We start from the raw sequence: 22,281 nt of genomic DNA on the forward strand, positions 1-22,281 counted from the left end.
GGCGGCCACTCCGCTAACCGGCAAACAATTGCCGGCATGATTAAAGATCGGTGTGCGATCCTACCAGCGAACGAAAAGCCGCCCACCAAGCGCGCCGAGCGCGGTGAGGAAGGTGATCGCGATCGTGTACCAAGTGGCGACGAACAGCGGCGAATCGTCGAAGCAATGCGCGGCATAGAAGGTCGCCGCCAAGCCACCAGCCAGAAGACCCGCGATAGCGCCGGCCAGCACCGGCCGCGTCGGCGCGCCATAGCGCAGCATGCCGAGGAAGATCGCCAGCGGGCCGATGCCGATCAGCGGGATGAAGCTCATGCAGATCATCATGTTGGAGCCCACGAGCCGCCTGCCCCACTCCGCCTCCGGCACGACGAGAAGCTCCAGGATCACGGCGATCACGACGAGCACGGGCGCGGCGAGCATCCATAGTTTGGCGCGCCTGCTCGCCTCACCGGGCGTCGACAGCGCCCGGACCAGGGCGAAGGCGCTGGCCGTGAGCGCCAGGGTGAAGACGAACTTCGACATGAAGCGCATCGTGTGCATGGCCGGCATGATGTCCGGGCGCGGACCGATGGTCATGAAAAAGACCATCGCCGCGACCACCACCGCCACGCCGACGGCCAGGCACCAGGCCAGGCCAAGCGGCATCGCCTTGTTGCGGGCATCAGCGTCCAGCGCCTTGATGAGGTCCTCGGTTCTCATGTCACTGTCGTCCGAACCTTTTGGCGATCGCGGCAAGGCCGCGATGCAGCGACACCCGCACCGCCGTCTCGCTGATGCCGAGCTTGGCTGCCGTCTCGCCGATCGAATGGCCGTCGACCGAGATCGAGGAAACCACGGAGCGCTGCGCAGGCGGCAAGCCGTCTAGAGCCCGGTTTATGTCGCGCTCGCTGACCGTCTCCGCTTCCGGCTCGGCGAAAGACTCGGCGATCTCGTCGATCTCGACCTCGATGCGCCGGCCTCGCCGGCGGAAGGCATCGATCAGCTTGAAGCGGGCGATCGCATAGACCCATGGCAGCACCGGCGCGTCTTCTCGCCACGTGTGCCGTTTGACGTGAATGGCCAGCAAGGTTTCCTGCACGACATCCTCGGGGTCGACCCCGCCCTGAACGATCTTGCGCCGGACGAAGCCGCGGACGAGGGCGGCTATCCGGTGAAGAAAGTCGGCATAAGCCCTTTCGTCTCCCGCGATCGCGGCCCTGAGCAGCCGGGAGAGCTCGGCTTCGTCCTTGCCGGTCACAAGAGTGTACCCCCGATGTTCGCGTCTCGGCCCTGGTTTGTTACGTGGCCGGCGAAATAATGTCCAAGCCAAAGTGCCGGAAAATCACGAAAGTTTGCGGCGCGGCGACTGATTGAAGCAGCATCACAATGTTGACTATGCTAATCAGGTATTGATAGGTGCAGCCGTGCCCGAACCCTGTCTCCAGATGTGAGGACGATGCCCATGAAACTTGCCCTTTTGACCCTTACCGGCGCCGTCGCGCTGACGGCGAGCCTGATCGCCGGTCCGGCCCTGGCCGAGGATGCCGGCATCATCGTCTACAACGCCCAGCATGAAAGCCTCGCCAAGGAATGGGCGAAGGGCTTCACCAAGGAAACCGGCATCAAGGTGACGCTGCGCAATGGCGGCGACAGCGATTTCTCCAACCAGATCGTCGCCGAAGACGCCGCGTCGCCGGCCGACGTGTTCCTGACCGAGAATTCGCCGGCGATGGCGCTCGTCGAGGCGGCCGGCCTGTTCGCGCCGGTCGATGCCGAGACGCTGGCGCAGGTGCCGCAGGAATACCAGCCCTCGACCGGCAAGTGGGTGGGCGTCGCAGCGCGCAGCACCGTCTTTGTCTACAACAAGGACAAGCTGAAGGAAGACCAGTTGCCCAAATCGCTGCTCGACCTCACCGATCCGAGCTGGAAGGGCCGTTGGGCCGCCTCGCCGTCCGGCGCCGATTTCCAGGCCATCGTCAGCGCTCTGCTCCAGCTCAAGGGCGAGCCCGCGACGACTGCTTGGCTGAAGGCGATGAAGGAGAACTCCACCACATACAAGGGCAACAACACGGTGATGAAGGCGGTCAATGCCGGCGAGATCGATGGCGGCGTGATCTTCCACTATTATTATTTCGGCGACCAGGCGAAAACCGGCGAGAACAGCAAGAATATCGGGCAGCACTATTTCAAGAAACAGGATCCGGGCGCGTTCGTGTCGATCTCCGGTGGCGGCGTGCTGGCTTCGAGCAAGCATCCGAAGGAAGCCCAGGCCTTCTTGAAATGGGTCACCGGCAAGGGCGGCCAGGAGGTGCTGAAGACCGGCACATCCTATGAATACGCGGTCGGCAAGGGTGCCGAGTCCAACCCGAAGCTGGTGCCGCTGGCCGACCTGCAGGCGCCGAAGGTCGATCCGGCGACGCTGAACTCCAAGAAGGTCATCGACCTGATGACGCAAGCCGGCTTGCTTTAGTTCGCGTTCGTCCTAAAAGGACACCGACCGTGCTCCTGCGGGAATTCGCTTTCCGCGGGAGCGCTTTTGTTTTGGAGATGGCCTCGTCGATGACGATCAGCTGCCTTTCCGGCCGCGTTCGCGGTTCATCGGATCGCCTGCGTCCGTCGAGCCTGGTGATGCATTCCCTCTGATGGTATCCGCGATCGACCTCACGCCCTCAGGCCTGCCGGCTGCCGCAAGGCAGCGCCGGCGGTCCACGTCGTGGATCACGCTGGCCGCCGCCCTCGTCTCGCTGATCGCGCTGCTGCCGCTTGCCTTCATCGTCTGGACGGCGATCCAGACCGGCTGGGAAACGGTCGTGGCGCTGATCTTCCGTCCTCGTGTCGGCGGACTCCTCATCAACACTGTCCTGCTCGTCGTCGTGTCGGTGCCGGTCGCCATCGTGCTGTCGGTCGCGCTCGCCTGGCTGACCGAGCGCAGCGATCTGCCTGGCAACCGGCTGTGGTCGTGGCTGTCGGTTGCGCCGCTCGCCATTCCCGCTTTCGTCCACAGCTATGCCTGGATCAGCCTTGTGCCTGGCCTGCACGGGCTCTGGGCCGGCGTGCTGGTCTCCGTCATCGCCTATTTCCCGTTCCTCTATCTGCCGATCGCGGCCGCGCTGCGCCGGCTCGACCCTGCGCTGGAGGATGCCGCGGCCGCGCTTGGCCTCGGCCCGTGGCGGGTCTTCGCGCGTGTCGTGCTGCCGCAATTGAGGCTCGCCATCTGCGGCGGTTCGCTGCTGGTCGGCCTGCACCTGCTTGCCGAATACGGCCTCTTTGTCTTCGTTCGCTTCGACACCTTCACCACGGCGATCGTCGACCAATTCCAGTCGACCTTCAACGGCCCGGCGGCCAACATGCTTGCCGCCGTGCTCGTCGCCTGCTGCTTCGTGCTGCTTGGCTTGGAAGTGATCGTGCGCGGCGAGGAGCGTTATGCGCGCGTCGGCTCGGGTGCGGCGCGCCAGCAGCAGCGCACCCGGCTCGGCCGCGCCATGCTGCCCTGCCTGCTGCTGCCCGCCGTCACCGCGCTGCTCACGCTCGGTGTGCCCTTCGTGACCGTCGGCCGCTGGCTGCTCGCCGGTGGCGCCGATATCTGGCGCTGGGACGAGATCGGCCTGGCACTCGGACAGACGCTGTTCCTCGCCATCGCCGGCGCGCTGCTTGCCACCATCGCCGCGATGCCGATGGCCTGGATCTCGATCCGCGCGCCGGGCCCTTTGCAGCGCCTGCTCGAGAGCTGCAACTACATCGTCAGCTCGTTGCCAGGCGTCGTCGTCGCGCTAGCGCTGGTGACTATCACCGTGCGTATCGCGCTGCCGCTCTATCAGACGCTCTTCACCATCCTTTTCGGCTATGCGCTGATGTTTTTGCCGCGCGCGCTGGTCAGCCTGCGCGCTTCGATCGCGCAGGCGCCGGTGGAGCTCGAGCGCGCCGCCTCCAGCCTGGGCCGCCCGCCGCTCAAGGCGCTGTGGGCGACGACGATCCGGCTGTCGGCGCCGGGTGCTGCGGCCGGCATGGCGATGGTGGCGCTCGGCATCACCAACGAGCTGACCGCCACCCAGATGCTGGCGCCTAACGGCACCCGCACGCTGGCGATGGCGTTCTGGTCCTACAGCGGCGAGATCGACTACGCCTCGGCCGCGCCCTACGCCTTGATCATGGTTGCGATGTCGCTGCCGATGACCTGGGTGCTCTACGTCCAGTCAAAGCGGATGGCCGGCCGATGAGCTTCCTCGAACTCAGCGGCGTGACGAAACACTATGGCCCGGTGGCGGCGCTCGCCGGCGTCGACCTCACTGTCGAAGGCGGCAGCCGCACCGCGATCGTCGGACCCTCCGGCTGCGGCAAGACCACCTTGCTGAGGCTGATCGCCGGCTTCGAGGCGCCTGATCGTGGCCGCATCGCGCTCGACGGCAAGGTGCTTGCCAATGGCGGCGCGGCCGTGCCGGCGCATCGCCGCGGCATCGGCGTGGTCGCGCAGGACGGCGCCCTGTTCCCGCATCTCACCATCGCCGACAATATCGGTTTCGGCATGGCGCGAAACGCCGAGAAGCGCGCCGAGCACATCGTCGAGCTCGCCTATATCGTCGGGCTGGACAAGGCCATCCTGAAGCGCCGTCCGCACGAGCTTTCCGGCGGCCAGCAGCAGCGTGTCGCGCTGGCCCGCGCCATGGCGATGAAACCCCGGCTGATGCTGCTCGATGAGCCGTTCTCGGCGCTCGACACCGGCCTCCGTGCCTCGATGCGCAAGGCGGTAGCCGAGCTTCTGGAGGAAGCCGGGATCACCACCATCCTGGTCACCCACGACCAGGCCGAGGCGCTGTCCTTCGCCAGCCAGGTGGCCGTCATGCGCGACGGCCTGTTCTCGCAGGTCGGCACGCCGCGCGAGCTCTATTTCCAGCCCAAGGACAGGATGGTCGCCGAGTTCCTCGGCGACGCAATCATCGTGCCGGCCAGGATCGCCGGCGGCTTTGCCATCTCGCCGCTCGGCCGCATCGCCGTCGACACCGCAGAGCGGCGCGATGTCGCCCGCATCATGCTCAGGCCCGAGCAGGTGGTCCTCAAGCGAACCTCGCGCGAAGGCATGTCGGGAACGCCGGACATGCTGTTCGGCGAAGTGACGGACTCCGAATTCGCGGGCTCGGTCTGCACCATCGCGGTGCGACTGCTCAACAGCCCCGATCCGCCGGATGCGGCCGCGATCGGCAACACGCCGCTCATCCTGCGCAAGACGGGCATGGATGCGCCGGCGGTCGGCGAGATCGTGCGCCTCACCGTTATCGGCAAGGCGCACGTGTTTGTCTAAAACGGCGGGCTGGCGCGGTTGCTCTACCGTACCCTCTCGCCGGTGGCCGGCGACCAGAGCGGCCAGCTCTCCAGGAAATCATGGCTGTGCACGATGACGCGCGGCCCGTCGATCAGGATGATCGAATAGGCGGGCGGCGCCTGCTCGACCACCTCGTCGCCCACCAGGTCGAGCATGAAGCGGGCATGCAGGCCGCGCTGAGCCGAGAACGGAATGCCCGCGACCGTGCCGGCGATGTCGCGATGGACGTGGCCGAAGAAGATGTAGCGGACATTGCCGTGGCGGGTGAGCATGTCGAGCAGCCGCTGCGGCTGTTCGAGGCCGAGCGGATCGAGCAGCGCGAGACCGAGCTCGACCGGCGGATGATGCAGGAACAGATAGGCTGACCGGCCCTCCGCTTCGGCAAGCCGCGTGTCCAGCCACGCAAGCCGGTCGTCGCACAGTTCTCCCGTGACGCGGCCTTCGGCCAGGCTGTCGATGAACACCAGCCGCCCCTCGGGCGTATCGAAGACCGACTGCGCGAAGCCGTTGCCATCGGTTCCGTTTTCCGGAAAGGCGGCAATGAGGTTGGCACGGCGGTCGTGGTTTCCGGGCAGCAGCCGGTAGGGCACTAAGAGCCGGCTGAGCGCGGATCTCAGGTCGGCATAGCTTTCCGTATCGCCGGACTCGGTCAGATCGCCGGTAAAGACGCAGAGCGCCGCATCGCCATTACGGGCATTGATATGGTCGATGCAGCGGTCGAGCCGCTCATGCAGATTCGCGCCGAAGCGGACCTCTCCCCGACGGCCGAGATGGACGTCGGTAACCTGGATGATCTTCATTCCATGAACCCTCAATCAATCTTGCAAAAGCAGCCGGCCGCTTACAGTGCCGGCTCTGGCACCGAAGCCTTGAACACGTCGAGCCGGCTTCCGGTCTCCGACGAGAAGAAATGCAGGTCGCTCTCGGCGAATTGCAGTCCGATCGCGCTGCCTGGCTCGGGATGGACGGTCTCGGAGGTCACCACCGAGAACGGCGCTCCGTCGAGATCGACATAGACGACCCGGCCGGCGCCAAGCTCTTCGACCAGATCGACCGTTGCGGCGAGCGCGCCGGGCGTACCCGGCGCCACCATGCGCACGGCCTCGGGCCGGATGCCGACCGCGACTTTCGAGCCCACGGGGAGGCCCGCGCGGGAAACCGCTAGCCGCCGGCTGCCGCCCAGAAGCGATAGTCCTTCGAGCGTGACCGTGCCTTCGAGCATGTTCATGGCCGGCGCGCCGACGAAGGTCGCCACGAAGCGGCTCGCCGGCCGGCTGTAGACTTGCGCCGGCGTGCCGACCTGCTCGACGCGGCCGCCATTCATCACCACCAGCCGGTCGGCCAGCGTCATCGCCTCGACCTGGTCGTGCGTGACGAAAACGGAGGTGGCGCTGAGCCGCCGGTGAAGTTTGCGGATTTCCGAGCGCATCTGCACGCGCAATTTGGCGTCGAGGTTGGAGAGCGGCTCGTCGAAGAGGAAGACCTTGGGCTCGCGGATCATGGCCCGACCCATGGCGACGCGCTGGCGCTGGCCGCCGGAGAGCGCCATCGGCTTGCGGTCGAGCAGATGCTCGAGCTCCAGGATGCGGGCGACGGCCTGGATGCGCTGGACGCGTTCGGCTGCGGGAACGCCGGCCACCTTCAGCGAATAGCCGATGTTCTGGGCGACGCTCATATGCGGATAGAGCGCGTAGTTCTGGAACACCATGGCGCAGCCGCGCTCGCGCGGCTCGAGCTTGTTGACCACGGCGCCGTCGATGGCGATCGTGCCGTCGGAGATCTCCTCCAGCCCCGCGATCATGCGAAGCAGCGTGGACTTGCCGCAGCCCGACGGCCCGAGGATGACGACGAACTCGCCGGATGCGATGTCGAGATTGACGCCATGCACGACCTCAATCTTGGCATAGCTTTTCCTAACATCGCGGATGGTGATGGAGGCCATTTTATCGTCTCCCTATTTTTCGGTGGCGATCAGGCCGCGCACGAACCAGCGCTGCATCAGCACCACGACGATCAGCGGCGGCAGCATGACGATCAACGTGCCGGCCATGGCGATATGCCATTCCGGCGCGCCGCCGACATTGGGAATGAGCTGCTTGAGCTCGGTCACCGCCGTCGCATGTGACCGATCGGTGGTGATGAGCAGCGGCCACAGATACTGGTTCCAGGCCCACAGGAACATGATGGTGCCGAGCGCGGCCATGTTGTTGCGCGACAGCGGCAAGAGGATGTCGATGAAGAAGCGCAGCGCGCCGGCGCCGTCCATGCGCGCGGCTTCCGTCAATTCGTCCGGCACCGTCAGGAAGAACTGGCGGTAGAGGAAAGTGCCGGTGGCGGTGGCGATCAGCGGCATGATCAGGCCGGTGTAGGAATTGAGCAGCCCGAGGCTGAGCGAGACCTGCACGCCGGAGATCTTCTCGATCAGCCAGCTGATCCCGGTCACGTCCATGATCGCCTGATAGGGCGACAGCACGTTGGCGACCACGGCGTAGGTCGGCACGATGCGCACTTCGAGCGGCAGCATCAACGTGACGAAGATCAACCAGAAGATCAGCATCCGCCCGGGATAGCGGAAATAGACGATCGAGAAGGCGGTGAGCGCCGAGATGATCACTTTGCCGGCGGCGACGCCGGCCGCCATGACGAAGCTATTGAAGAGCTTCGGGCCGAGGTCGGCCGTCGTCCAGGCGGTCTTGATGTTGACCCAGAAATCGCTGCCCGGCAGCAGCGACATCGGCACGTCATTGACGTCCTTCAGATTGTGCGAGGCGGCGATCGCCACGATGACGAACGGCGCCACGCAAAATACGAAGCCGACGAACAGGATGAGATGCGTGAAGAAGTTGAGGATCGGGGTGCGCTCGACCATGGCCGCCTCAGCGATAGTGCACGCGCCGCTCGATGAAGCGGAATTGGAAGATGGTGAGCACGATGATGAGCAGCATCAGGATGATGCTCTGCGCGGCGGCGCCGGAATAATCGAGGCCTTTGAAGCCGTCGGAATAGATCTTGTAGACCATCAGGTTGGTGGCGTTCGCCGGGCCGCCGGCAGTCATGATGTCGACGATGCCGAAGGAGTCCTGGAAGCTCTCGGTGATGTTGATGACCAGGAGGAAGAAGATCGTCGGCGTGATCAGTGGGAACTGGATGTCCCAGAAGCGGCGGATGACGCCTGACCCGTCCATCGCCGCCGCCTCGATCAGCGAGCGCGGGATGGCCTGCAGCGCGGCGAGGAAGAAGATGAAATTATAGCCGACATATTTCCACGAGAAGGCGATGATGACGGAAGCCATGGCGTCGGCGCCGTTGAGGCCGGGATCCCAGAAGCCCGGCCAGACCTTGTTGACGGCGGCCATGAAGCCGGCCTCGGGCGCCAGGATGAAACGGAATGCCATCGCAAGCGCCGGCGCTGCGATGCCATAGGGCCAGATCAGCACGACGCGGTAGAGACGTGAGCCGGCAAGCTGGCGGTCGGTCAAGGTGGCGAGCACCAGCGCGATGAGCATGGCAAGCCCCGTGCTGATCCCGGCAAAGACAAGGCTGGCGGTGATCGAATTCCAGTAGTCGGCATTGGCGAGGATCGAGCGGAAATTGTCGAGGCCGACCCAGATGTTGCCGCCGCCCCAGGGCTGCTGCAGCGTCAGCGACCAGTAGACCGCCTGCCCGGCCGGCCAGTAGAAAAAGGTGAAGATCAGGATGAGCTGCGGCACCGCGAACAGGATGCCGATCGTCCATTTGCCGAAAGTGACGCGTTTTTCCATCGATCCGCCGAAGCCGTCGAGCGGCTAGCCTGATAAGAAACGGCCGCCCGCCAATTGAAGCATGATCCCGAAAAGTGGCAACCGGTTTTCGGAGAAGATCATGCTCAACAAGAATCGGCGAGCGGCCACGAATTGTCGAGGCTTAGGGAAGCGTCTTGTTCGGGTAGGTCTGCTGGAAGCGGTCGAGGATGGCGTCGCCGTTCTTGACCAGCGCGTCGATGCCGTCCTGCACGCTCTCCTTGTTGGCGAAGATCGCCTGCATCTGCGTGCCGAACTCGGCGCGGATCTGGGTGAAGTTGCCGAGCCGGATGCCGCGGGTGATCTCGGTCGGCTCCGAGGCGGTCAGGCTGGCGATCGCCACTTCACGGCCCTTATAGGGCGCCTTGTCGTAGAAGCCGCTGGACTTCATGTATTCGAAGCCCGACTTCGTCACCGGAATATAGCCGGTGTTGGTCGACCAGAACAAAGCGGTCTTGGGGTCGTGGATGAAGTTGAGGAAGGCCGCGGCACCTTTGTACTCCGCCTCCGACTTGCCGGACAGCACCCACAGCGAAGCGCCGCCGACCAGCGAGTTCTTGCGCTCGGTGCCGGCATAGACCGGCAGCTCGGCGACATCCCAGTTCATGCCTTCCTTCTGGGTCTTGCCGACCGTGCCGTGATCGCCGACCGAGGTCATGATGACCTGGCAGGTGCCGGTGGCGAAGGCCTGCACCATATCCTGGCCGAGGTCCTTCGACTTGATCTTGATCAGGCCGTCGTCATACCACTTCTTGAGATCGGTGACATACTGGACGAACGTGGTCTTGTTCATTTCCAGGCGGGCGTCGAGGCCGTCATAGCCGTTGTTCTTGGTGGCGATCGGCTGATTGTGGATGGCAGAGAACTGCTCCATCAGCTGCCAGCTCTCGTTGCCGGAGATGTTGATCGCCATCGGGCAATCATAGCCGGCGTCCTTCAGCGCCTTGACGTCGGCGCCGACGTCTTCCCAGGTCTTCGGCGCTTCGGTCTTGCCGATCTTGGCGAAGGCGTCCTTGTTCCAGTACATCAGCGCCGTCGACGAGTTGAACGGGAAGGACAGCATCTCGCCCTTCGACGTCGCATAGTAGCGGGCGATGCCGGGGAAAAAGTCGCTGTAGTCGATCTTGTAGCCGTTCTCTTCCATCAGCTTGTCGGCGGGCTTGTAAGCGCCCGACAGCATCATGGTGGCGGTGCCGACGTCATAGACCTGGACGACGGTGGGCTGCTTGCCGGCGCGGAAGGCGGCGATCGTGTTCTGTAGCGTGGCGTCGTAATTGCCCTGGCTGGTGCAGACCACTTCGTAGTCGGACTGCGAGGCGTTGAAGTTCTTGCAGAGCGTATCGACGACGCGCGCCAGATCGCCCGACAGGCCGAACCAGAAATCGAATTTGACCGGCTCCGCAGACGCAGGAGCCGCGAGCGCAGTGCTGAGCGCGCCGGCGGCAAGGGCAGCAAGGCCCCGCTTGATGATGGTCATGGTTTTTCCCTCTTGAGTGGCAGTTTCACAAGGTTTTGCGCAAGTCCTTGCCCGCTCTCTTAGAGAAGGTATGTGACAGTTCTGTTGTGGGCTTTGCGGCCTGTGGACAGCCAGTCTCTCCTCCCCCTCGGCGGTCGCGCCGGCATGAAATCGTCATATCGGCGGTCTAGCAAGCTAGGGCGCTTAAGAGCAGCGTAAAGACCTTCTTGGTTAACCGGCTAAATTTTGGCGAACGCCATGCTTGTCCCGCAACTGACCCATGTGCCGATCGCCGACCGCCTGGCGATGCGGGAAGGTCCACGCGACAGCGCCACCCATATGCGCCACGCGGCCGCCATTCCGGCATTGGGCGAAATCGAGATCGGCGGCAGGACCTCCCGCGACGGCGCCGGTGAAAGCCTGACGGTGATGGCCTGGAACGTCGAGCGGCTTCGCCATGTCGAAGCGATCGCCGCGACGATCGCCGGCCAGGCGCCGGACGTGGTGCTGCTGACGGAGGTCGACAAGGGCATGGCCCGCTCCGGCAACAGCCATCCGCTGAGCCGGCTTGCCGATCGGCTCGGCCATGCCTTTGCCTACGGCGTCGAGTTCGTCGAGCTCGGCGCCGGCAATGCATCGGAGCAGACGGCAGCCGGCAAAGCCGAGAATACGGAAGGCTTTCACGGCAACGCCGTGACCAGTGTTGTCCCGCTCAACCGGCCGTTCCTCATTCGCCTGGATGCCGCCGGCGGCTGGTTCCGGCCCGAGCGCGGCCAGCCACGCATCGGCGGCCGCATGGCGATCGGCGGCCAGGTGCTGCTCGACCAGCGCCGGGTGACGGTCGTCTCGGTGCATCTCGAAAACCGCACCGATCCCGCCGGTCGCGCGGACCAGACACGCCACCTCCTCGACGCTATCGACAAATACGATGCGCAAGCGCCGGTGCTGATCGGCGGCGATTTCAACACGCTGACCGCCAGCCATGAGGAGCGGCACGACGACCCGGCCGCATGGCGCGCGCGGATCGCGGCCGAACCCGATCGGTTGATCGAGGTGGTACGCCGCGAACCGCTGTTCCAGTTGCTTGCCGAACGCGGCTACAGCTGGCGCGACGCCAACACGCTCGACCGGCCGACCCAGCGGCGCGCCGCCGGCGATCCGACGCCGATCGGCCGCATCGACTGGTTCTTCACCCGTGACCTGGTGGCAAGCGCGCCGGCCACTTTGCCGGCACTGTTGCCCGATGGCAGCCCGAGCGCCGAGCATGACGCGATCGTCGTGACCGTTCACCTTGAATGACGGCTGGTCAGGCGCCGCACAATACAACCTGAGAGGCCCGCTGCAGTTGCGGGCGCGCTAATCGATTCTTCAGTCGTCGAGCCCTAATCAATCTCGACTTGATTGATGCGGGAAGATCAGGTGAAGCAAGATGTTGACCGTCTATAATTGTATCGTGCATGAGCACGATCTGAGATTGGTCGCGCTTGCGGCGCTGATCTGCGGAATTTCGTCTTTTTCTGCGGTCAATCTTCTTCGCCATGTCCAGCAATCGACCAGTCGAAATCGCTATGCCTGGCTGCTGATTGCGGCCACGGCCACCGGATTTGGCATATGGGCGACGCATTTCATCGCCATGGTCGCCTTCACGCCGGGAATACCCAACGCCTATAACGCGGAGCTCTCCGCGCTGTCGCTGGCCGCTTCCGTCATCCTGACCGCCGCGGGAATGTGGATCGCCACCATACGCGGCGGCATCGATCACTACCTTGTCGGCGGCGCCGTGCTCGGCGCCGGCATCGCAACGATGCATTATACGGGCATGGCAGCGTTCGAGGTCCAGGGCAGGATCGTCTGGAATGAGCTGCTCGTCGCGCTTTCGCTGGTGGCGGGCGTCACGCTTGCATCGCTTTCGCTGATCGTCGTGCTGCGGCGACCGTCGACCCTGGCGACGATCGCCGCCGCCGTCCTTTTGACGCTGGCGATCTGCACCCTGCATTTCATCGCCATGGCGGCTGTCTCGATCTACCCGGACTCATCGATAGAGATCTCGCAATTCACGATCGCGCCGATGTCGCAGGCCTTCGCCGCCGCCACGGCAAGCATCATCATCCTGGTGCTCTCGGCCGCCGCGCTCCGCATCGATCTGCGCTTCCGCCGCCACCGGGTCGAGGCCGAACGCATGCATGGGCTGGCGAATGCCGCCGTGGAAGGGCTGATCGTCTGCGACGGCAGCCGCATCGTCAGCGCCAACGACAGCATCGCGGCGCTGAGCGGCATCGCCGCCGGCACGCTGAACACGATGACGCTTGGCGATCTCTTCGGCGAGCGGATCGCCTCCAGCATCGCCGGCGGCAACGCGCAGGCGCAGGAAGCCGAGCTGCGCAGCCTGGACGGCACCCGGATCCCCGTCGAGCTGATCGCCCGCAGCATCGACTATTGCGGCAAGCCCCACAACGTCGTCGCCGTCCGCGACATACGCGAGCGCAAGAAGGCCGAACAGGAGATCATTCGCCTCGCGCATTTCGACCCGCTGACCGGGCTTGCCAATCGCCGCAGCTTCACCGGCCGGCTCGAAGCCGAGATCGCCGCGGCGGGCGGCAACGGCAAGGGCGGGCAGCTCGCGCTCATGCTTCTCGACCTCGACCGGTTCAAGGAAGTGAACGACCTCTTCGGTCACGCCGCCGGCGACGCCGTGCTGCAAAGGGTGGCGCAATGCGCTTCGAGCGTGCTCCGCCAAGGGCAGATGCTCGCCCGCCTCGGCGGCGACGAGTTCGCCATCATCGCCCCGAACCTTCCCGATCCGCAGGCAGCCGGCCGCATCGCCGAGGCGGTGCTTTCCAAGCTGCGTCAGGAGAGCCAGCTGTCGCCCGGCGGTGAGCTGGTGTCGGCGAGCATCGGCATCGCCCTTTGCCCGCTGGATGCCGACGAGCAGGCGGCGCTGGTCAGCCATGCCGATACGGCGCTCTACCGCGCCAAGGCCGAGGGCAAGGACACCTACCGCTATTTCGAGGCTTCGATGGGTGCGGAGACGCGCGACAGGCGCGCCATGGAGCATGATCTGCGCCAGGCGGTGGCGCGCGGCGAGTTCCGGCTGGTCTACCAGCCGCAGAAGGAGATCAGCAGCGGCAAGATGATCGGTTTCGAAGCCTTGATCCGCTGGCATCATCCCGAACGCGGCAATATCCCGCCGTCCGTTTTCATTCCTGTGGCCGAGGACAGCGGCGGCATCGCCCAGATCGGCGAATGGGTGCTGGCGACGGCTTGCGGGGAAGCCGCGCGTTGGAAAAATCCGCTGACGATCGCCGTCAACGTCTCGGCGGTGCAGCTCCACAACCCGAATTTCAGCCGCAAAGTGCACGAGATCCTTCTCCGCACCGGTCTTGCGCCTGGCCGGCTGGAGCTTGAAGTGACCGAGACGGCGCTTATCAAGGATATGCCGCGGGCGCTGGCGACCTTGCGGCAGGTCAAGGCGCTTGGTGTCCGCGTCGCGATGGACGATTTCGGAACCGGCTATTCGTCCCTGTCCAACCTGCGCGCCTTCCCCTTCGACAAGATCAAGATCGACGGGTCCTTCATCAAATCGGTCGACAGGAACGGCCAGGTCGCGGCCATCGTGCGCGCCGTGCTGGGGCTGGGGCGCGGCCTCGGCCTGCCGGTTCTGGCCGAAGGCGTCGAGACGCTCGACGAATTGCGCTTCCTCGATGCTGAGGACTGCGAGATCGGCCAGGGATACTATCTCGGTAGGCCAGGCCCGATCGAAACCTTCAGCGAGCTCACCGGCGTGCCGGCGCCGGCTGCCAACGATCGCGTCATGTCGCGCGGCGGCAGCATTCTGATGCTGGAACCGGCCGCAGCATCGCGCTCGATCTGACGGTTATTCGATCCAAGGTCAGCGACGCAAACCCGGCTTCACTCGTTCGGGATCACGGTCCGAGCGCGGCTTCCACCAGCCGCTTGGCGTCGGGGCTCGACCATTCCGCCGGGCCGTTCATATGCGCGATCAGGCAGCCTTCGCCGTCGATCAGCATGGTGACGGGCAAACCCAGCGCCAGCCCGCGCGTCTTGACCTCGTTGAACAAAGCTATCGTCGGATCCCGATAATAGCCGAGCGTCTCGACGCCGATTTCCCTGAGGAATTTCTTCGGCTTGGCGTCGTCTCCGGTGTCGACATTGACCGCGACGACCTCGAAGGCGTTGCCGCCCTTTTCCTTCTGCAGCGCATCAAGCGCCGGCATTTCGGCGCGGCAGGGCGCGCACCAGGTCGCCCAAAGATTCAGCAGCACCGTCTTGCCGGCATGGTCGGCGATGGTCATCGGCTTGCCGTCGGGTCCGTTGAAGGCAAGGCTCTTCAGCGATTGCGGCGGGTCCGCGGGCTGCAGCGCCGCGACCTGGCCGACGGCCTTTGCCGCGACCTGCCTGGCATGCTCGGCCTTGGCCTTGCAGGCGACGTCGTCCTTGCCGTCGGCACGCGCGGCGGCCTGGGACGGGGCGTTGTTGCCAGAACCGCTCTCGCTGACATATACCGCGACCGCGCCGGCCAGCACGCCCGCCACCAGGGCGGCGAGGATGAGGCGCGGGGCCGGGAAGAATTTATTGCCGTCTGCCATTTTCTTAAAAACTGCTCCAGAGCACGGGTTATAGCGATGAGCGACAAGAAGGCCAGCAACCAGATGTGGGGCGGACGTTTTGCCTCGGGTCCGGCCGCGATCATGGAAGCGATCAACGCGTCGATCTCCTTCGACCGCAAACTCTACGCGCAGGATATTCGCGGATCGATCGCCCACAGCGAGATGCTGGCGCAAACGGGCATTATTTCGGCGGCCGATCAAGAAAAAATCGCTCACGGCCTGGACACGATCCTGAAAGAGATCGAAGCTGACAGGTTCGAATTCTCGACCAAGCTCGAAGACATCCACATGAATGTCGAGGCGCGCCTTGCCGACCTGATCGGCCCGGCCGCCGGGCGGCTTCACACCGCCCGCTCGCGCAACGACCAGGTGGCCGTCGATCTGAGGCTCTGGGTCAAGGAGGAATGCCAGCGCGTCGCCCGGGCGCTGAAGGATCTGATCGCCGCTTTCCTCGAACGCGCCGAGGAGCATGCCGCAACCGTTATGCCGGGCTTCACCCACATGCAGGCGGCGCAGCCGGTGACCTTCGGCCATCACTGCATGGCCTATGTCGAGATGTTCGGCCGCGACCTCTCGCGCGTTCGCGACGCCATCGAGCGCATGGACGAAAGCCCGCTGGGCGCCGCCGCCCTTGCCGGCACCAGCTTCGCCATCGACCGCCACATGACGGCGAAGGCGCTCGGCTTCCGCGAGCCGATGCGCAATTCGCTCGACAGCGTTTCCGATCGCGACTTCGCGCTCGAGTTCCTGTCGATCGCCGCGATCTGCGGCACGCACCTGTCGCGGCTTGCCGAGGAGATCATCATCTGGTCGACGCCGCAATTCGGCTTCGTCCGGCTCTCGGATTCCTTCTCCACCGGCTCCTCGATCATGCCGCAGAAGAAGAACCCGGATGCCGCCGAACTGGTGCGCGGCAAGACCGGTCGCATCAACGGCCATCTGGTCGGCCTGCTGACAGTGATGAAGGGCATGCCGCTGACCTACGGCAAGGACATGCAGGAGGACAAGGAATCGGTCTTCGACGCCGCCGAGACGCTCGACCTGATGCTGGCCGCCACCACCGGCATGGTGCGCGACATGACCGTGAACGCCGCCGCCATGAAGAAGGCCGCCGGCGCCGGTCATGCCACGGCGACCGACCTTGCCGACTGGCTGGTGCGCAATCTCGGCCTCCCCTTCCGCGAGGCCCATCACGTCACCGGCCGCGCCGTCGCTCTTGCCGAGGAGAAGAAGGTCGGGCTGGAAAGGCTCTCGCTGGAGGACCTGCGCTCGATCCATCCCGGCATCACCGAGGGCATCTTCTCGGTGCTTGCCGTACAGAATTCGGTGAAGAGCCGCGTTAGTTTCGGCGGCACCGCGCCGTCCGAGGTGAAGAAGCAGATCCGCTATTGGAAAAAGCGGCTCGCCAAGGCGTAATGCCGGGATGCAATGCGCCGAAAACTCGGCTAAAAGCGGCGGCTGGACAAAACAGTTTCGAACGGATGGATCGATGACCCGAGGCAGGATTTTGGTGACGCTCGCGCTGCTGGCGGCGGTTGTCACCGTCACGGCCTGCGGCAGGAGGGGCGGCCTCGATACGCCTTACGAGGCTGCCGTCCAGGCCCGCAAGGATGCGGAAAAGGCGAAACAGCCGCTGCCGCCCGAGCCGGAGAAACCGGTCAAGGACAAGAAGTTCATTCTCGACCCGTTGCTCTAGAGTCGATGAGATCATCCGATCTCATCGTGCTCCAATTTTCGGACCTTTTCCGTGAACCATTTCGACTACCGCGACGGCGTGCTCTACGCCGAGGATGTGGCCATCCCCGATATCGCCGCCAGCGTCGGCACGCCCTTCTATTGCTATTCGACCGCGACGCTGACCAGGCATTTCCGCGTCTTCAGGCAAGCCTTTGCCGGCCTCGACGCGCTGGTCTGCTACGCCATGAAGGCCAATTCCAACCAGGCAGTGCTGAAGACGCTGGCGAGACAAGGCGCCGGCGCCGACGTGGTGTCGGAAGGCGAATTGCGCCGGGCGCTGGCAGCCGGCATCCCGGCGAGCAAGATCCTGTTTTCGGGCGTCGGCAAGACCGCGCGCGAGATGGACTTCGCGCTCACGGCCGGCATTCTCTGCTTCAACGTCGAATCCGAGCCGGAGCTGGAATTGCTGTCGGCGCGCGCGACCGCGCTCGGCAAGGTGGCGTCTGTTTCGCTGCGCATCAATCCGGATGTCGATGCCAAGACCCACAAGAAGATCTCGACCGGCAAGGCTGAGAACAAGTTCGGCATCCCGTGGCAGCGGGCGCGCCAGGTCTATGCCCGCGCGGCGGAGCTCCCCGGCATCCGGGTGACCGGCATTGACACCCATATCGGCAGCCAGATCACCGAGCTGCAGCCCTTCGACGACGCTTTCGCGCTGCTGGTGGAACTCGTCGGCGTGCTGCGCAGCGACGGGCACGCCATCGAGCATGTCGATCTCGGCGGCGGCCTCGGCATCCCGTATCGCGTCGACAACAGCCCGCCGCCCTTGCCAGACGCCTATGCCGAGATCGTCAGGAAGCACGTCACCCGGCTCGGCCTGAAGGTGATGTTCGAGCCTGGCCGGCTGATCGTCGGCAATGCCGGCATCCTTGTCTCCGAGGTAATCTACGTAAAGGAAGGCGACGCCAAGAACTTCCTCGTCGTCGACGCCGCCATGAACGACCTGATCCGGCCGACGCTCTACGACGCCTTCCACGACATCAAGCCGGTGGTGCAGCCGCCGGCCGCCACGCCGCGCATGAAGGTCGATATCGTCGGGCCCGTCTGCGAGACCGGCGACTTCCTCGGCCTCGACCGCGATCTGCCAAGGCTGGAGGCCGGCGACCTCATCGCCGTCGCCACCGCCGGTGCCTATGGCGCGGTGCAGGCCGGCACCTACAACACCCGGCTCCTGGTGCCGGAAGTGCTGGTCGACGGCGACCGCTTCCATGTCGTGCGGCCGCGCCAGACCTACGAGGAGCTGATCGGGCTCGATTCGCTGCCGGACTGGCTGAAGTAGCGAAGCGCTAGATCCTCTGCTGGATCAGCGCCTTCGCTTCGGCGATCCTATCCTCGTCGCGGCGATAGAATATCCATTGCTTGGCGCGCTTGGCGCTGAGCAGGCCCGCCTGGGTCAGCACGCGCATATGCTCGCTGAGCGTGGCCTGGGTGATGCCGAGCTTTTCGGCGATCAGCAGCGCGCAGACGCCGTCCTCGACCAGATCGCCATCGGCTTGGCGCGGGAAATGCGCGCGCGGATCCTTCAGCCAATCGAGGATCTGCAGCCTACGCTCGTTAGCCATCGCCTTGAAGATTTCGACCTCTTGCATTTAGCCATTTTGCTAAGTTACTAATTGAAGTCAATCCCGAGGAGCAATTCATGCTGGAAACAAGCACGCTGGACAAAGGGACGATCACGCGCGAACGCATTGCCGCCGTGGAACCGCGTATCCGCCCATATGTCCGCCACACGCCGGTGATGCGCGTCGACATGGCTGACTTCGGCCAGCCGGCCTTTCCGGTCGATCTGAAGCTCGAATGCCTGCAGCATTCCGGCTCGTTCAAGGCGCGTGGCGCCTTCACCAACCTGCTCGAGCGGCAGGTGCCGGAAGCCGGCGTCGTCGCCGCTTCGGGCGGCAATCATGGCGCAGCCGTCGCTTATGCCGCCATGAAACTCGGCCACAAGGCCACCATCTTCGTACCCGAGGTCAGCCCGCCGGCGAAGCTGGAGCGCATCCGCGGCTACGGTGCCGAACTGGTCGTCGGGGGCGCGCGCTACGCCGAGGCGCTGGCCGCCAGCGAAGATTTTGCCGAAAAGACCGGCGCCTTGCAGATCCATGCCTTCAACCAGGAAGAAACGCTCATCGGGCAGGGCACGCTCGGCCTTGAGATCGAAGCCGACCTCCCCGAGCTCGACACGCTTCTCGTCGCCGTCGGCGGCGGCGGTTTGATCGGCGGCATCGCCGCCTGGTTCTCGGGTCGCATCCGCATCGTCGCCATCGAGCCCGAGGGGGCGCCGACGCTTTACCGCGCGTTCGAGGCCGGCAAGCCGGTCGATGCGCCGGCCGAGGGGATCGCCGCCGATTCGCTGGCGCCGAAGCGTGTCGGCGAAATGATGTTCCCGATCGCCGAGGCCTTCGTCGAGCGCTCGATCCTGGTCGGCGACGACGACATCGTGGCGGCGCAGAAGGCGCTCTGGGATCGCGCCCGAATCATCGCCGAGCCCGGCGGGGCCGCCGCCTTCGCCGCAGTGCTTTCCGGCCGCTACACACCGGCGCCTGGCGAGCGCGTGGCCGTTCTGGTCTGCGGCTCCAACACAAATCCCGCGAATTTCTGACCATAACCGGGGCGAACCTCTTCACGATTTCGGAACCCGCCTCGCCTTTGCCGTGTTTGCTGGTATTCTTCTGCTCATGAGGTTCGGGCTATCCCGCCCGGGCAGGAAGGGCCGATGACGGAACGACCCACTTCCAGCGGCGAACGCGGTTTGGCCGGGCGTCTTGCCTTGAGCCGGCTGGCGACGCGGGCCTCGATGATCTTCGAGCGTGGCTGGCCGTTGCTGCTGCCGCTGGCGGTGGTCGCCGGCCTGTTCCTCAGTGTCTCGTGGCTGGGCCTGTTTCAGCGCCTGCCGGATCTGGCGCGGATCGGCCTCCTGATCCTGTTCTCTATCTCGGCGCTGGCGGCGCTCTATCCGCTGCGCTTCTTCCGCATTCCTTCCTCCGCCGAGGTCGACCGGCGCATCGAGGCGGCGAACGAGCTGCTGCATAGCCCCGTGCAGGTGCAGACCGACCGGCCAAGCGGCGCGGAGAGCCTTTTCTCGCAGGCACTGTGGCGCGAGCACCAGAAGCGCATGGCCGAGCGGCTCTCCAGCCTCGGCGCCGACAGGCCGCGCACAAGCGTGCCGGATTACGACCGCTGGGGCCTGCGGGCCGTGGTGGGACTGCTGTTCGTCACCGCCTTTGCCTTCTCATTCGGACCGTTCGGCGGCAGGATCAGCGACGGCTTCGTCGCCAGCGCCGCGCGCGATACCGTGCCGCCGCGCATCGATGCCTGGGTGACGCCGCCCGCCTATACCGGCAAGCCGCCGCTGTTTTTGACCGCCGACGTCAATCAGGCCGCGCGCACCTTCAGCGTCCCGCAGGGCAGCGACGTCTCCCTGCGCGTCACCGGCGGAACCGGCGAGGAGACGCTGAACTATGCCGACGCAAACGGCAACGACCGCGCCATCGAACCGGCCGCGCCGAAGGGTGTCACGCCCGCCGCCGCCCAGACGGGATCCAAGGTGCGCCAATTCTCCGGCAAGCTGAACGCCGACGGCACGCTGACGCTCAAGTCCGGCGAGGACGACCTCGGCCGATGGGCCTTTGCCATCATTCCGGACAAGCCGCCGACGATCCGTTTCGTCGGCGAGCCGAAGCGCGCCGTCAACGGCGCCATCGAGCTCAACTACCAGATCGACGATGATTACGGCGCGGCCTCCGCCAAGGCCGTCTTCGAGCTGTCGGATCCGCCGCCGGCCAATGCCCATCCGCTCTATGGCCCGCCCGACATGCCGCTGACGCTGCCGCGCCGCGGCGGCAAGGCGAACGCGGCCAAGACGACCAAGGATCTGACCGAGCATGTCTGGGCCGGCAGCAACATCAAGCTGACGCTCACCGCCACCGACGATGCCGGCCATACCGCCACCAGCGAAACCAGGACGCTGGTGATGCCGGAGCGGCCCTTCTCCAACCCGCTGGCGCGCGCCGTGATCGAGCAGCGCCGGCTGTTGGCGCTCGACGCCAACGCCAAGCCGCGCGTGCTCGATCTGATGGACGCGATCACGCTGCGTCCGGAGGATACTTTCGACAACATGTCGCATTACCTCGCGATCATGAGCGCGAGGAGCCGGCTGAAGCTTTCCGGGACCGACGACCAGTTGCGCAGCGAGGTGGGTTATCTGTGGGAGATCGCGCTCGGTATCGAGGAAGGCAATCTCTCGGCCGCCGAGCGGCGGCTGCGCCAGGCGCAGCAGGCGCTGCAGGACGCCATCAAGAACGGCGCCAGCGACGAAGAGCTCAACAAGGCGATGAAGGAACTGCGCGAGGCGATGAACCAGTTCCTGCAGGAATTCGCCCAGCGCGCGCAGCAGAACCCGAACGCGCCACAGATGCAGCAGAACGGCCGGGAACTGCGCCAGAGCGACATCAACCGGATGATGGACGAGATCGAGAACCTCGCCAAATCCGGTGACCGCGACCGGGCCCAGCAGCTGCTGTCGGAGCTGCAGGACATGATGAACAACCTGCAGGCCGGCCGCCAGCAGCGGGGCGGCGAGCAGGACAGCGAGATGCGCCAGCAGATGGACAAGCTGGGCGAGATCATGCGGCGCCAGCAGGAGATGATGAACGACACCTTCCGCCTCGACCAGATGCAGCGCGGCGAGCGGCAGCGCGGTGCAAATCGCGACGAGCAGCTTGGCGAGGATGGCGAGCAGGGCCAGTCCCAGGACGGGCAGAAGCCCGGCCCCGGCGACGACCGCGACCCGCTCGGCCGGCAGAAGCCGATGACGCAGCAGGAATTCTCCGACGCGCTGAAGCAGTTGCAGGAGGGCCAGGGCCAGTTGCAGAGCGAGCTCGACAAGCTGAAGAAGGGCCTCGAAGGCATGGGCATGGAGCCCAATGAGGGCTTCGGCGAGGCCGGCAAATCCATGGGCGACGCCGAACAGTCGCTTGGCGAGGGCGACGGCGACGAGGCGGTCGGCCACCAGGGCCGCGCGCTGGAGGCGCTGCGCCGCGGCGCCAAGGAGATGATGAAGCAGATGCAGGCCATGCAGGGCGACCAGGGCGGCAGCGAGCAGGGTGGGCGTCAGCAGGACGCCGACCGCGACCCGCTCGGCCGGCCGCGCGCCACGAAGGGTTCCGACGACGGCAACTCGGTCAAGGTGCCGGACGAGATCGACGTGCAGCGCGCCCGCCAGATCCTCGAGGCGATCCGCAAGCGCCTGGGCAACGCGCTGAGCCCCGACATTGAGCGCAGTTATCTCGAACGGCTGCTCGAGCTGAAATAGGCACCTCGCCGGTCTATCGCTGCCCCGCCGGCCATGCTGTCGGCTTGCCGAAAGGTAGCCCGATTGCCGGGCGAACC

The 22,281-nt window shown here is 65.3% G+C and carries 19 protein-coding genes; 10 read left to right on the forward strand and 9 right to left on the reverse strand.

Going from position 1 to position 22,281, the window contains the following annotated elements; all coding sequences use genetic code 11:
- Nucleotides 1–60: 60 nt before the first annotated feature.
- Both AU465_RS19475 and AU465_RS19480 read right to left on the reverse strand, forming a co-directional pair.
- Complete coding sequence (locus tag AU465_RS19475; protein WP_192251395.1) at nt 61–699, reverse strand: NrsF family protein; 639 nt, start codon at nt 697–699, stop codon at nt 61–63.
- A gap of 1 nt (nt 700) precedes the next feature.
- Nucleotides 701–1,237 carry a sigma-70 family RNA polymerase sigma factor gene (locus AU465_RS19480; protein ID WP_192251398.1) on the reverse strand — a complete coding sequence of 179 codons (537 nt, stop codon included), beginning with the start codon at nt 1,235–1,237 and terminating at the stop codon, nt 701–703.
- 204 nt (nt 1,238–1,441) lie between these two features.
- Between AU465_RS19480 and AU465_RS19485 the strand changes: the two genes are divergently transcribed.
- The 3 genes from AU465_RS19485 (at nt 1,442) to AU465_RS19495 (ending at nt 5,275) form a co-directional block, all read left to right on the forward strand.
- Nucleotides 1,442–2,449: an iron ABC transporter substrate-binding protein gene (locus AU465_RS19485; protein ID WP_192251401.1), complete on the forward strand. Its 1,008-nt coding sequence runs from the start codon at nt 1,442–1,444 to the stop codon at nt 2,447–2,449.
- Between the two features lie 172 nt (nt 2,450–2,621).
- Complete coding sequence (locus AU465_RS19490; RefSeq protein WP_192251404.1) at nt 2,622–4,196, forward strand: ABC transporter permease; 1,575 nt, start codon at nt 2,622–2,624, stop codon at nt 4,194–4,196.
- Complete coding sequence (locus tag AU465_RS19495; RefSeq protein ID WP_192251406.1) at nt 4,193–5,275, forward strand: ABC transporter ATP-binding protein; 1,083 nt, start codon at nt 4,193–4,195, stop codon at nt 5,273–5,275. Before AU465_RS19490 ends, AU465_RS19495 begins: the two co-directional genes overlap by 4 nt.
- Before the next feature lie 23 nt (nt 5,276–5,298).
- Here AU465_RS19495 and AU465_RS19500 read toward each other — a convergent pair whose 3' ends face one another.
- The 5 genes from AU465_RS19500 to AU465_RS19520 all read right to left on the reverse strand — a co-directional run bounded on the left by AU465_RS19500 (nt 5,299) and on the right by AU465_RS19520 (nt 10,552).
- A complete protein-coding gene (locus AU465_RS19500; RefSeq protein ID WP_192251409.1) occupies nt 5,299–6,096 on the reverse strand; it encodes a phosphodiesterase in 798 nt (265 codons plus the stop codon).
- A 41-nt stretch (nt 6,097–6,137) separates the two neighbouring features.
- Nucleotides 6,138–7,238, reverse strand: a complete 1,101-nt coding sequence (ugpC, locus tag AU465_RS19505; protein ID WP_192251412.1) for a sn-glycerol-3-phosphate ABC transporter ATP-binding protein UgpC — start codon at nt 7,236–7,238, stop codon at nt 6,138–6,140.
- 12 nt (nt 7,239–7,250) lie between these two features.
- Nucleotides 7,251–8,165 (reverse strand): ABC transporter permease subunit, encoded by a 915-nt coding sequence (locus tag AU465_RS19510; RefSeq protein WP_192251415.1) that lies wholly within the window; start codon nt 8,163–8,165, stop codon nt 7,251–7,253.
- A 7-nt stretch (nt 8,166–8,172) separates the two neighbouring features.
- On the reverse strand, nt 8,173–9,057 hold the full coding sequence (locus tag AU465_RS19515) for an ABC transporter permease subunit (protein WP_192251418.1): 885 nt from the start codon (nt 9,055–9,057) through the stop codon (nt 8,173–8,175).
- A gap of 142 nt (nt 9,058–9,199) precedes the next feature.
- Nucleotides 9,200–10,552, reverse strand: coding sequence for an extracellular solute-binding protein (locus AU465_RS19520; RefSeq protein ID WP_192251421.1), 1,353 nt, complete (start codon nt 10,550–10,552; stop codon nt 9,200–9,202).
- Nucleotides 10,553–10,789: 237 nt separating this feature from the next.
- On the opposite strand from AU465_RS19520, the gene AU465_RS19525 reads away from it, so the two are divergent.
- The gene (locus tag AU465_RS19525) at nt 10,790–11,830 is read left to right on the forward strand and encodes an endonuclease/exonuclease/phosphatase family protein (RefSeq protein ID WP_192251424.1); all 1,041 of its coding nucleotides are present in this window, start codon (nt 10,790–10,792) and stop codon (nt 11,828–11,830) included.
- A 130-nt stretch (nt 11,831–11,960) separates the two neighbouring features.
- Nucleotides 11,961–14,402: a bifunctional diguanylate cyclase/phosphodiesterase gene (locus tag AU465_RS19530; protein WP_192251427.1), complete on the forward strand. Its 2,442-nt coding sequence runs from the start codon at nt 11,961–11,963 to the stop codon at nt 14,400–14,402.
- Nucleotides 14,403–14,454: 52 nt separating this feature from the next.
- Here the strand turns inward: AU465_RS19530 and tlpA are convergent, their stop codons facing one another.
- The gene (gene tlpA, locus AU465_RS19535; RefSeq protein WP_192251430.1) at nt 14,455–15,138 is read right to left on the reverse strand and encodes a thiol:disulfide interchange protein TlpA; all 684 of its coding nucleotides are present in this window, start codon (nt 15,136–15,138) and stop codon (nt 14,455–14,457) included.
- A gap of 36 nt (nt 15,139–15,174) precedes the next feature.
- Here tlpA and argH point away from each other — a divergent pair, with 36 nt between their 5' ends.
- The 3 genes from argH (at nt 15,175) to lysA (ending at nt 18,175) form a co-directional block, all read left to right on the forward strand.
- Nucleotides 15,175–16,575 (forward strand): argininosuccinate lyase, encoded by a 1,401-nt coding sequence (gene argH, locus AU465_RS19540; RefSeq protein ID WP_192251433.1) that lies wholly within the window; start codon nt 15,175–15,177, stop codon nt 16,573–16,575.
- 73 nt (nt 16,576–16,648) lie between these two features.
- Nucleotides 16,649–16,855: an LPS translocon maturation chaperone LptM gene (lptM, locus tag AU465_RS19545; protein ID WP_192251436.1), complete on the forward strand. Its 207-nt coding sequence runs from the start codon at nt 16,649–16,651 to the stop codon at nt 16,853–16,855.
- 51 nt (nt 16,856–16,906) lie between these two features.
- Nucleotides 16,907–18,175: a diaminopimelate decarboxylase gene (gene lysA / locus AU465_RS19550; protein WP_192251439.1), complete on the forward strand. Its 1,269-nt coding sequence runs from the start codon at nt 16,907–16,909 to the stop codon at nt 18,173–18,175.
- Between the two features lie 7 nt (nt 18,176–18,182).
- On the opposite strand, the gene AU465_RS19555 is transcribed toward lysA, so the two are convergent.
- The gene (locus AU465_RS19555; protein ID WP_192251442.1) at nt 18,183–18,485 is read right to left on the reverse strand and encodes an ArsR/SmtB family transcription factor; all 303 of its coding nucleotides are present in this window, start codon (nt 18,483–18,485) and stop codon (nt 18,183–18,185) included.
- 50 nt (nt 18,486–18,535) lie between these two features.
- Here AU465_RS19555 and AU465_RS19560 point away from each other — a divergent pair, with 50 nt between their 5' ends.
- Together AU465_RS19560 and AU465_RS19565 are read left to right on the forward strand one after the other, a co-directional pair.
- Complete coding sequence (locus tag AU465_RS19560) at nt 18,536–19,492, forward strand: threonine/serine dehydratase (RefSeq protein ID WP_192251445.1); 957 nt, start codon at nt 18,536–18,538, stop codon at nt 19,490–19,492.
- A 114-nt stretch (nt 19,493–19,606) separates the two neighbouring features.
- On the forward strand, nt 19,607–22,204 hold the full coding sequence (locus AU465_RS19565) for a TIGR02302 family protein (protein ID WP_192251448.1): 2,598 nt from the start codon (nt 19,607–19,609) through the stop codon (nt 22,202–22,204).
- Nucleotides 22,205–22,281: the final 77 nt, after the last annotated feature.

It is taken from the genome of Mesorhizobium silamurunense (assembly GCF_014843905.1).
In the GTDB taxonomy this organism is placed as follows: Bacteria; Pseudomonadota; Alphaproteobacteria; order Rhizobiales; family Rhizobiaceae; genus Mesorhizobium; species Mesorhizobium silamurunense.

What these genes read in the sequence shown, in the direction of transcription:
- AU465_RS19475 (WP_192251395.1), bottom strand. Translation starts at nt 699, where the DNA reads ATGAGAACCGAGGACCTCATCAAGGCGCTGGACGCTGATGCCCGCAAC.
- AU465_RS19530 (WP_192251427.1), top strand. Translation starts at nt 11,961, where the DNA reads ATGTTGACCGTCTATAATTGTATCGTGCATGAGCACGATCTGAGATTG.
- AU465_RS19520 (WP_192251421.1), bottom strand. Translation starts at nt 10,552, where the DNA reads ATGACCATCATCAAGCGGGGCCTTGCTGCCCTTGCCGCCGGCGCGCTC.
- AU465_RS19515 (WP_192251418.1), bottom strand. Translation starts at nt 9,057, where the DNA reads ATGGAAAAACGCGTCACTTTCGGCAAATGGACGATCGGCATCCTGTTC.
- tlpA (WP_192251430.1), bottom strand. Translation starts at nt 15,138, where the DNA reads ATGGCAGACGGCAATAAATTCTTCCCGGCCCCGCGCCTCATCCTCGCC.
- AU465_RS19485 (WP_192251401.1), top strand. Translation starts at nt 1,442, where the DNA reads ATGAAACTTGCCCTTTTGACCCTTACCGGCGCCGTCGCGCTGACGGCG.
- lptM (WP_192251436.1), top strand. Translation starts at nt 16,649, where the DNA reads ATGACCCGAGGCAGGATTTTGGTGACGCTCGCGCTGCTGGCGGCGGTT.
- AU465_RS19560 (WP_192251445.1), top strand. Translation starts at nt 18,536, where the DNA reads ATGCTGGAAACAAGCACGCTGGACAAAGGGACGATCACGCGCGAACGC.
- AU465_RS19525 (WP_192251424.1), top strand. Translation starts at nt 10,790, where the DNA reads ATGCTTGTCCCGCAACTGACCCATGTGCCGATCGCCGACCGCCTGGCG.
- AU465_RS19555 (WP_192251442.1), bottom strand. Translation starts at nt 18,485, where the DNA reads ATGCAAGAGGTCGAAATCTTCAAGGCGATGGCTAACGAGCGTAGGCTG.
- AU465_RS19490 (WP_192251404.1), top strand. Translation starts at nt 2,622, where the DNA reads ATGGTATCCGCGATCGACCTCACGCCCTCAGGCCTGCCGGCTGCCGCA.
- AU465_RS19510 (WP_192251415.1), bottom strand. Translation starts at nt 8,165, where the DNA reads ATGGTCGAGCGCACCCCGATCCTCAACTTCTTCACGCATCTCATCCTG.
- AU465_RS19565 (WP_192251448.1), top strand. Translation starts at nt 19,607, where the DNA reads ATGACGGAACGACCCACTTCCAGCGGCGAACGCGGTTTGGCCGGGCGT.
- AU465_RS19495 (WP_192251406.1), top strand. Translation starts at nt 4,193, where the DNA reads ATGAGCTTCCTCGAACTCAGCGGCGTGACGAAACACTATGGCCCGGTG.
- argH (WP_192251433.1), top strand. Translation starts at nt 15,175, where the DNA reads ATGAGCGACAAGAAGGCCAGCAACCAGATGTGGGGCGGACGTTTTGCC.
- ugpC (WP_192251412.1), bottom strand. Translation starts at nt 7,238, where the DNA reads ATGGCCTCCATCACCATCCGCGATGTTAGGAAAAGCTATGCCAAGATT.
- AU465_RS19500 (WP_192251409.1), bottom strand. Translation starts at nt 6,096, where the DNA reads ATGAAGATCATCCAGGTTACCGACGTCCATCTCGGCCGTCGGGGAGAG.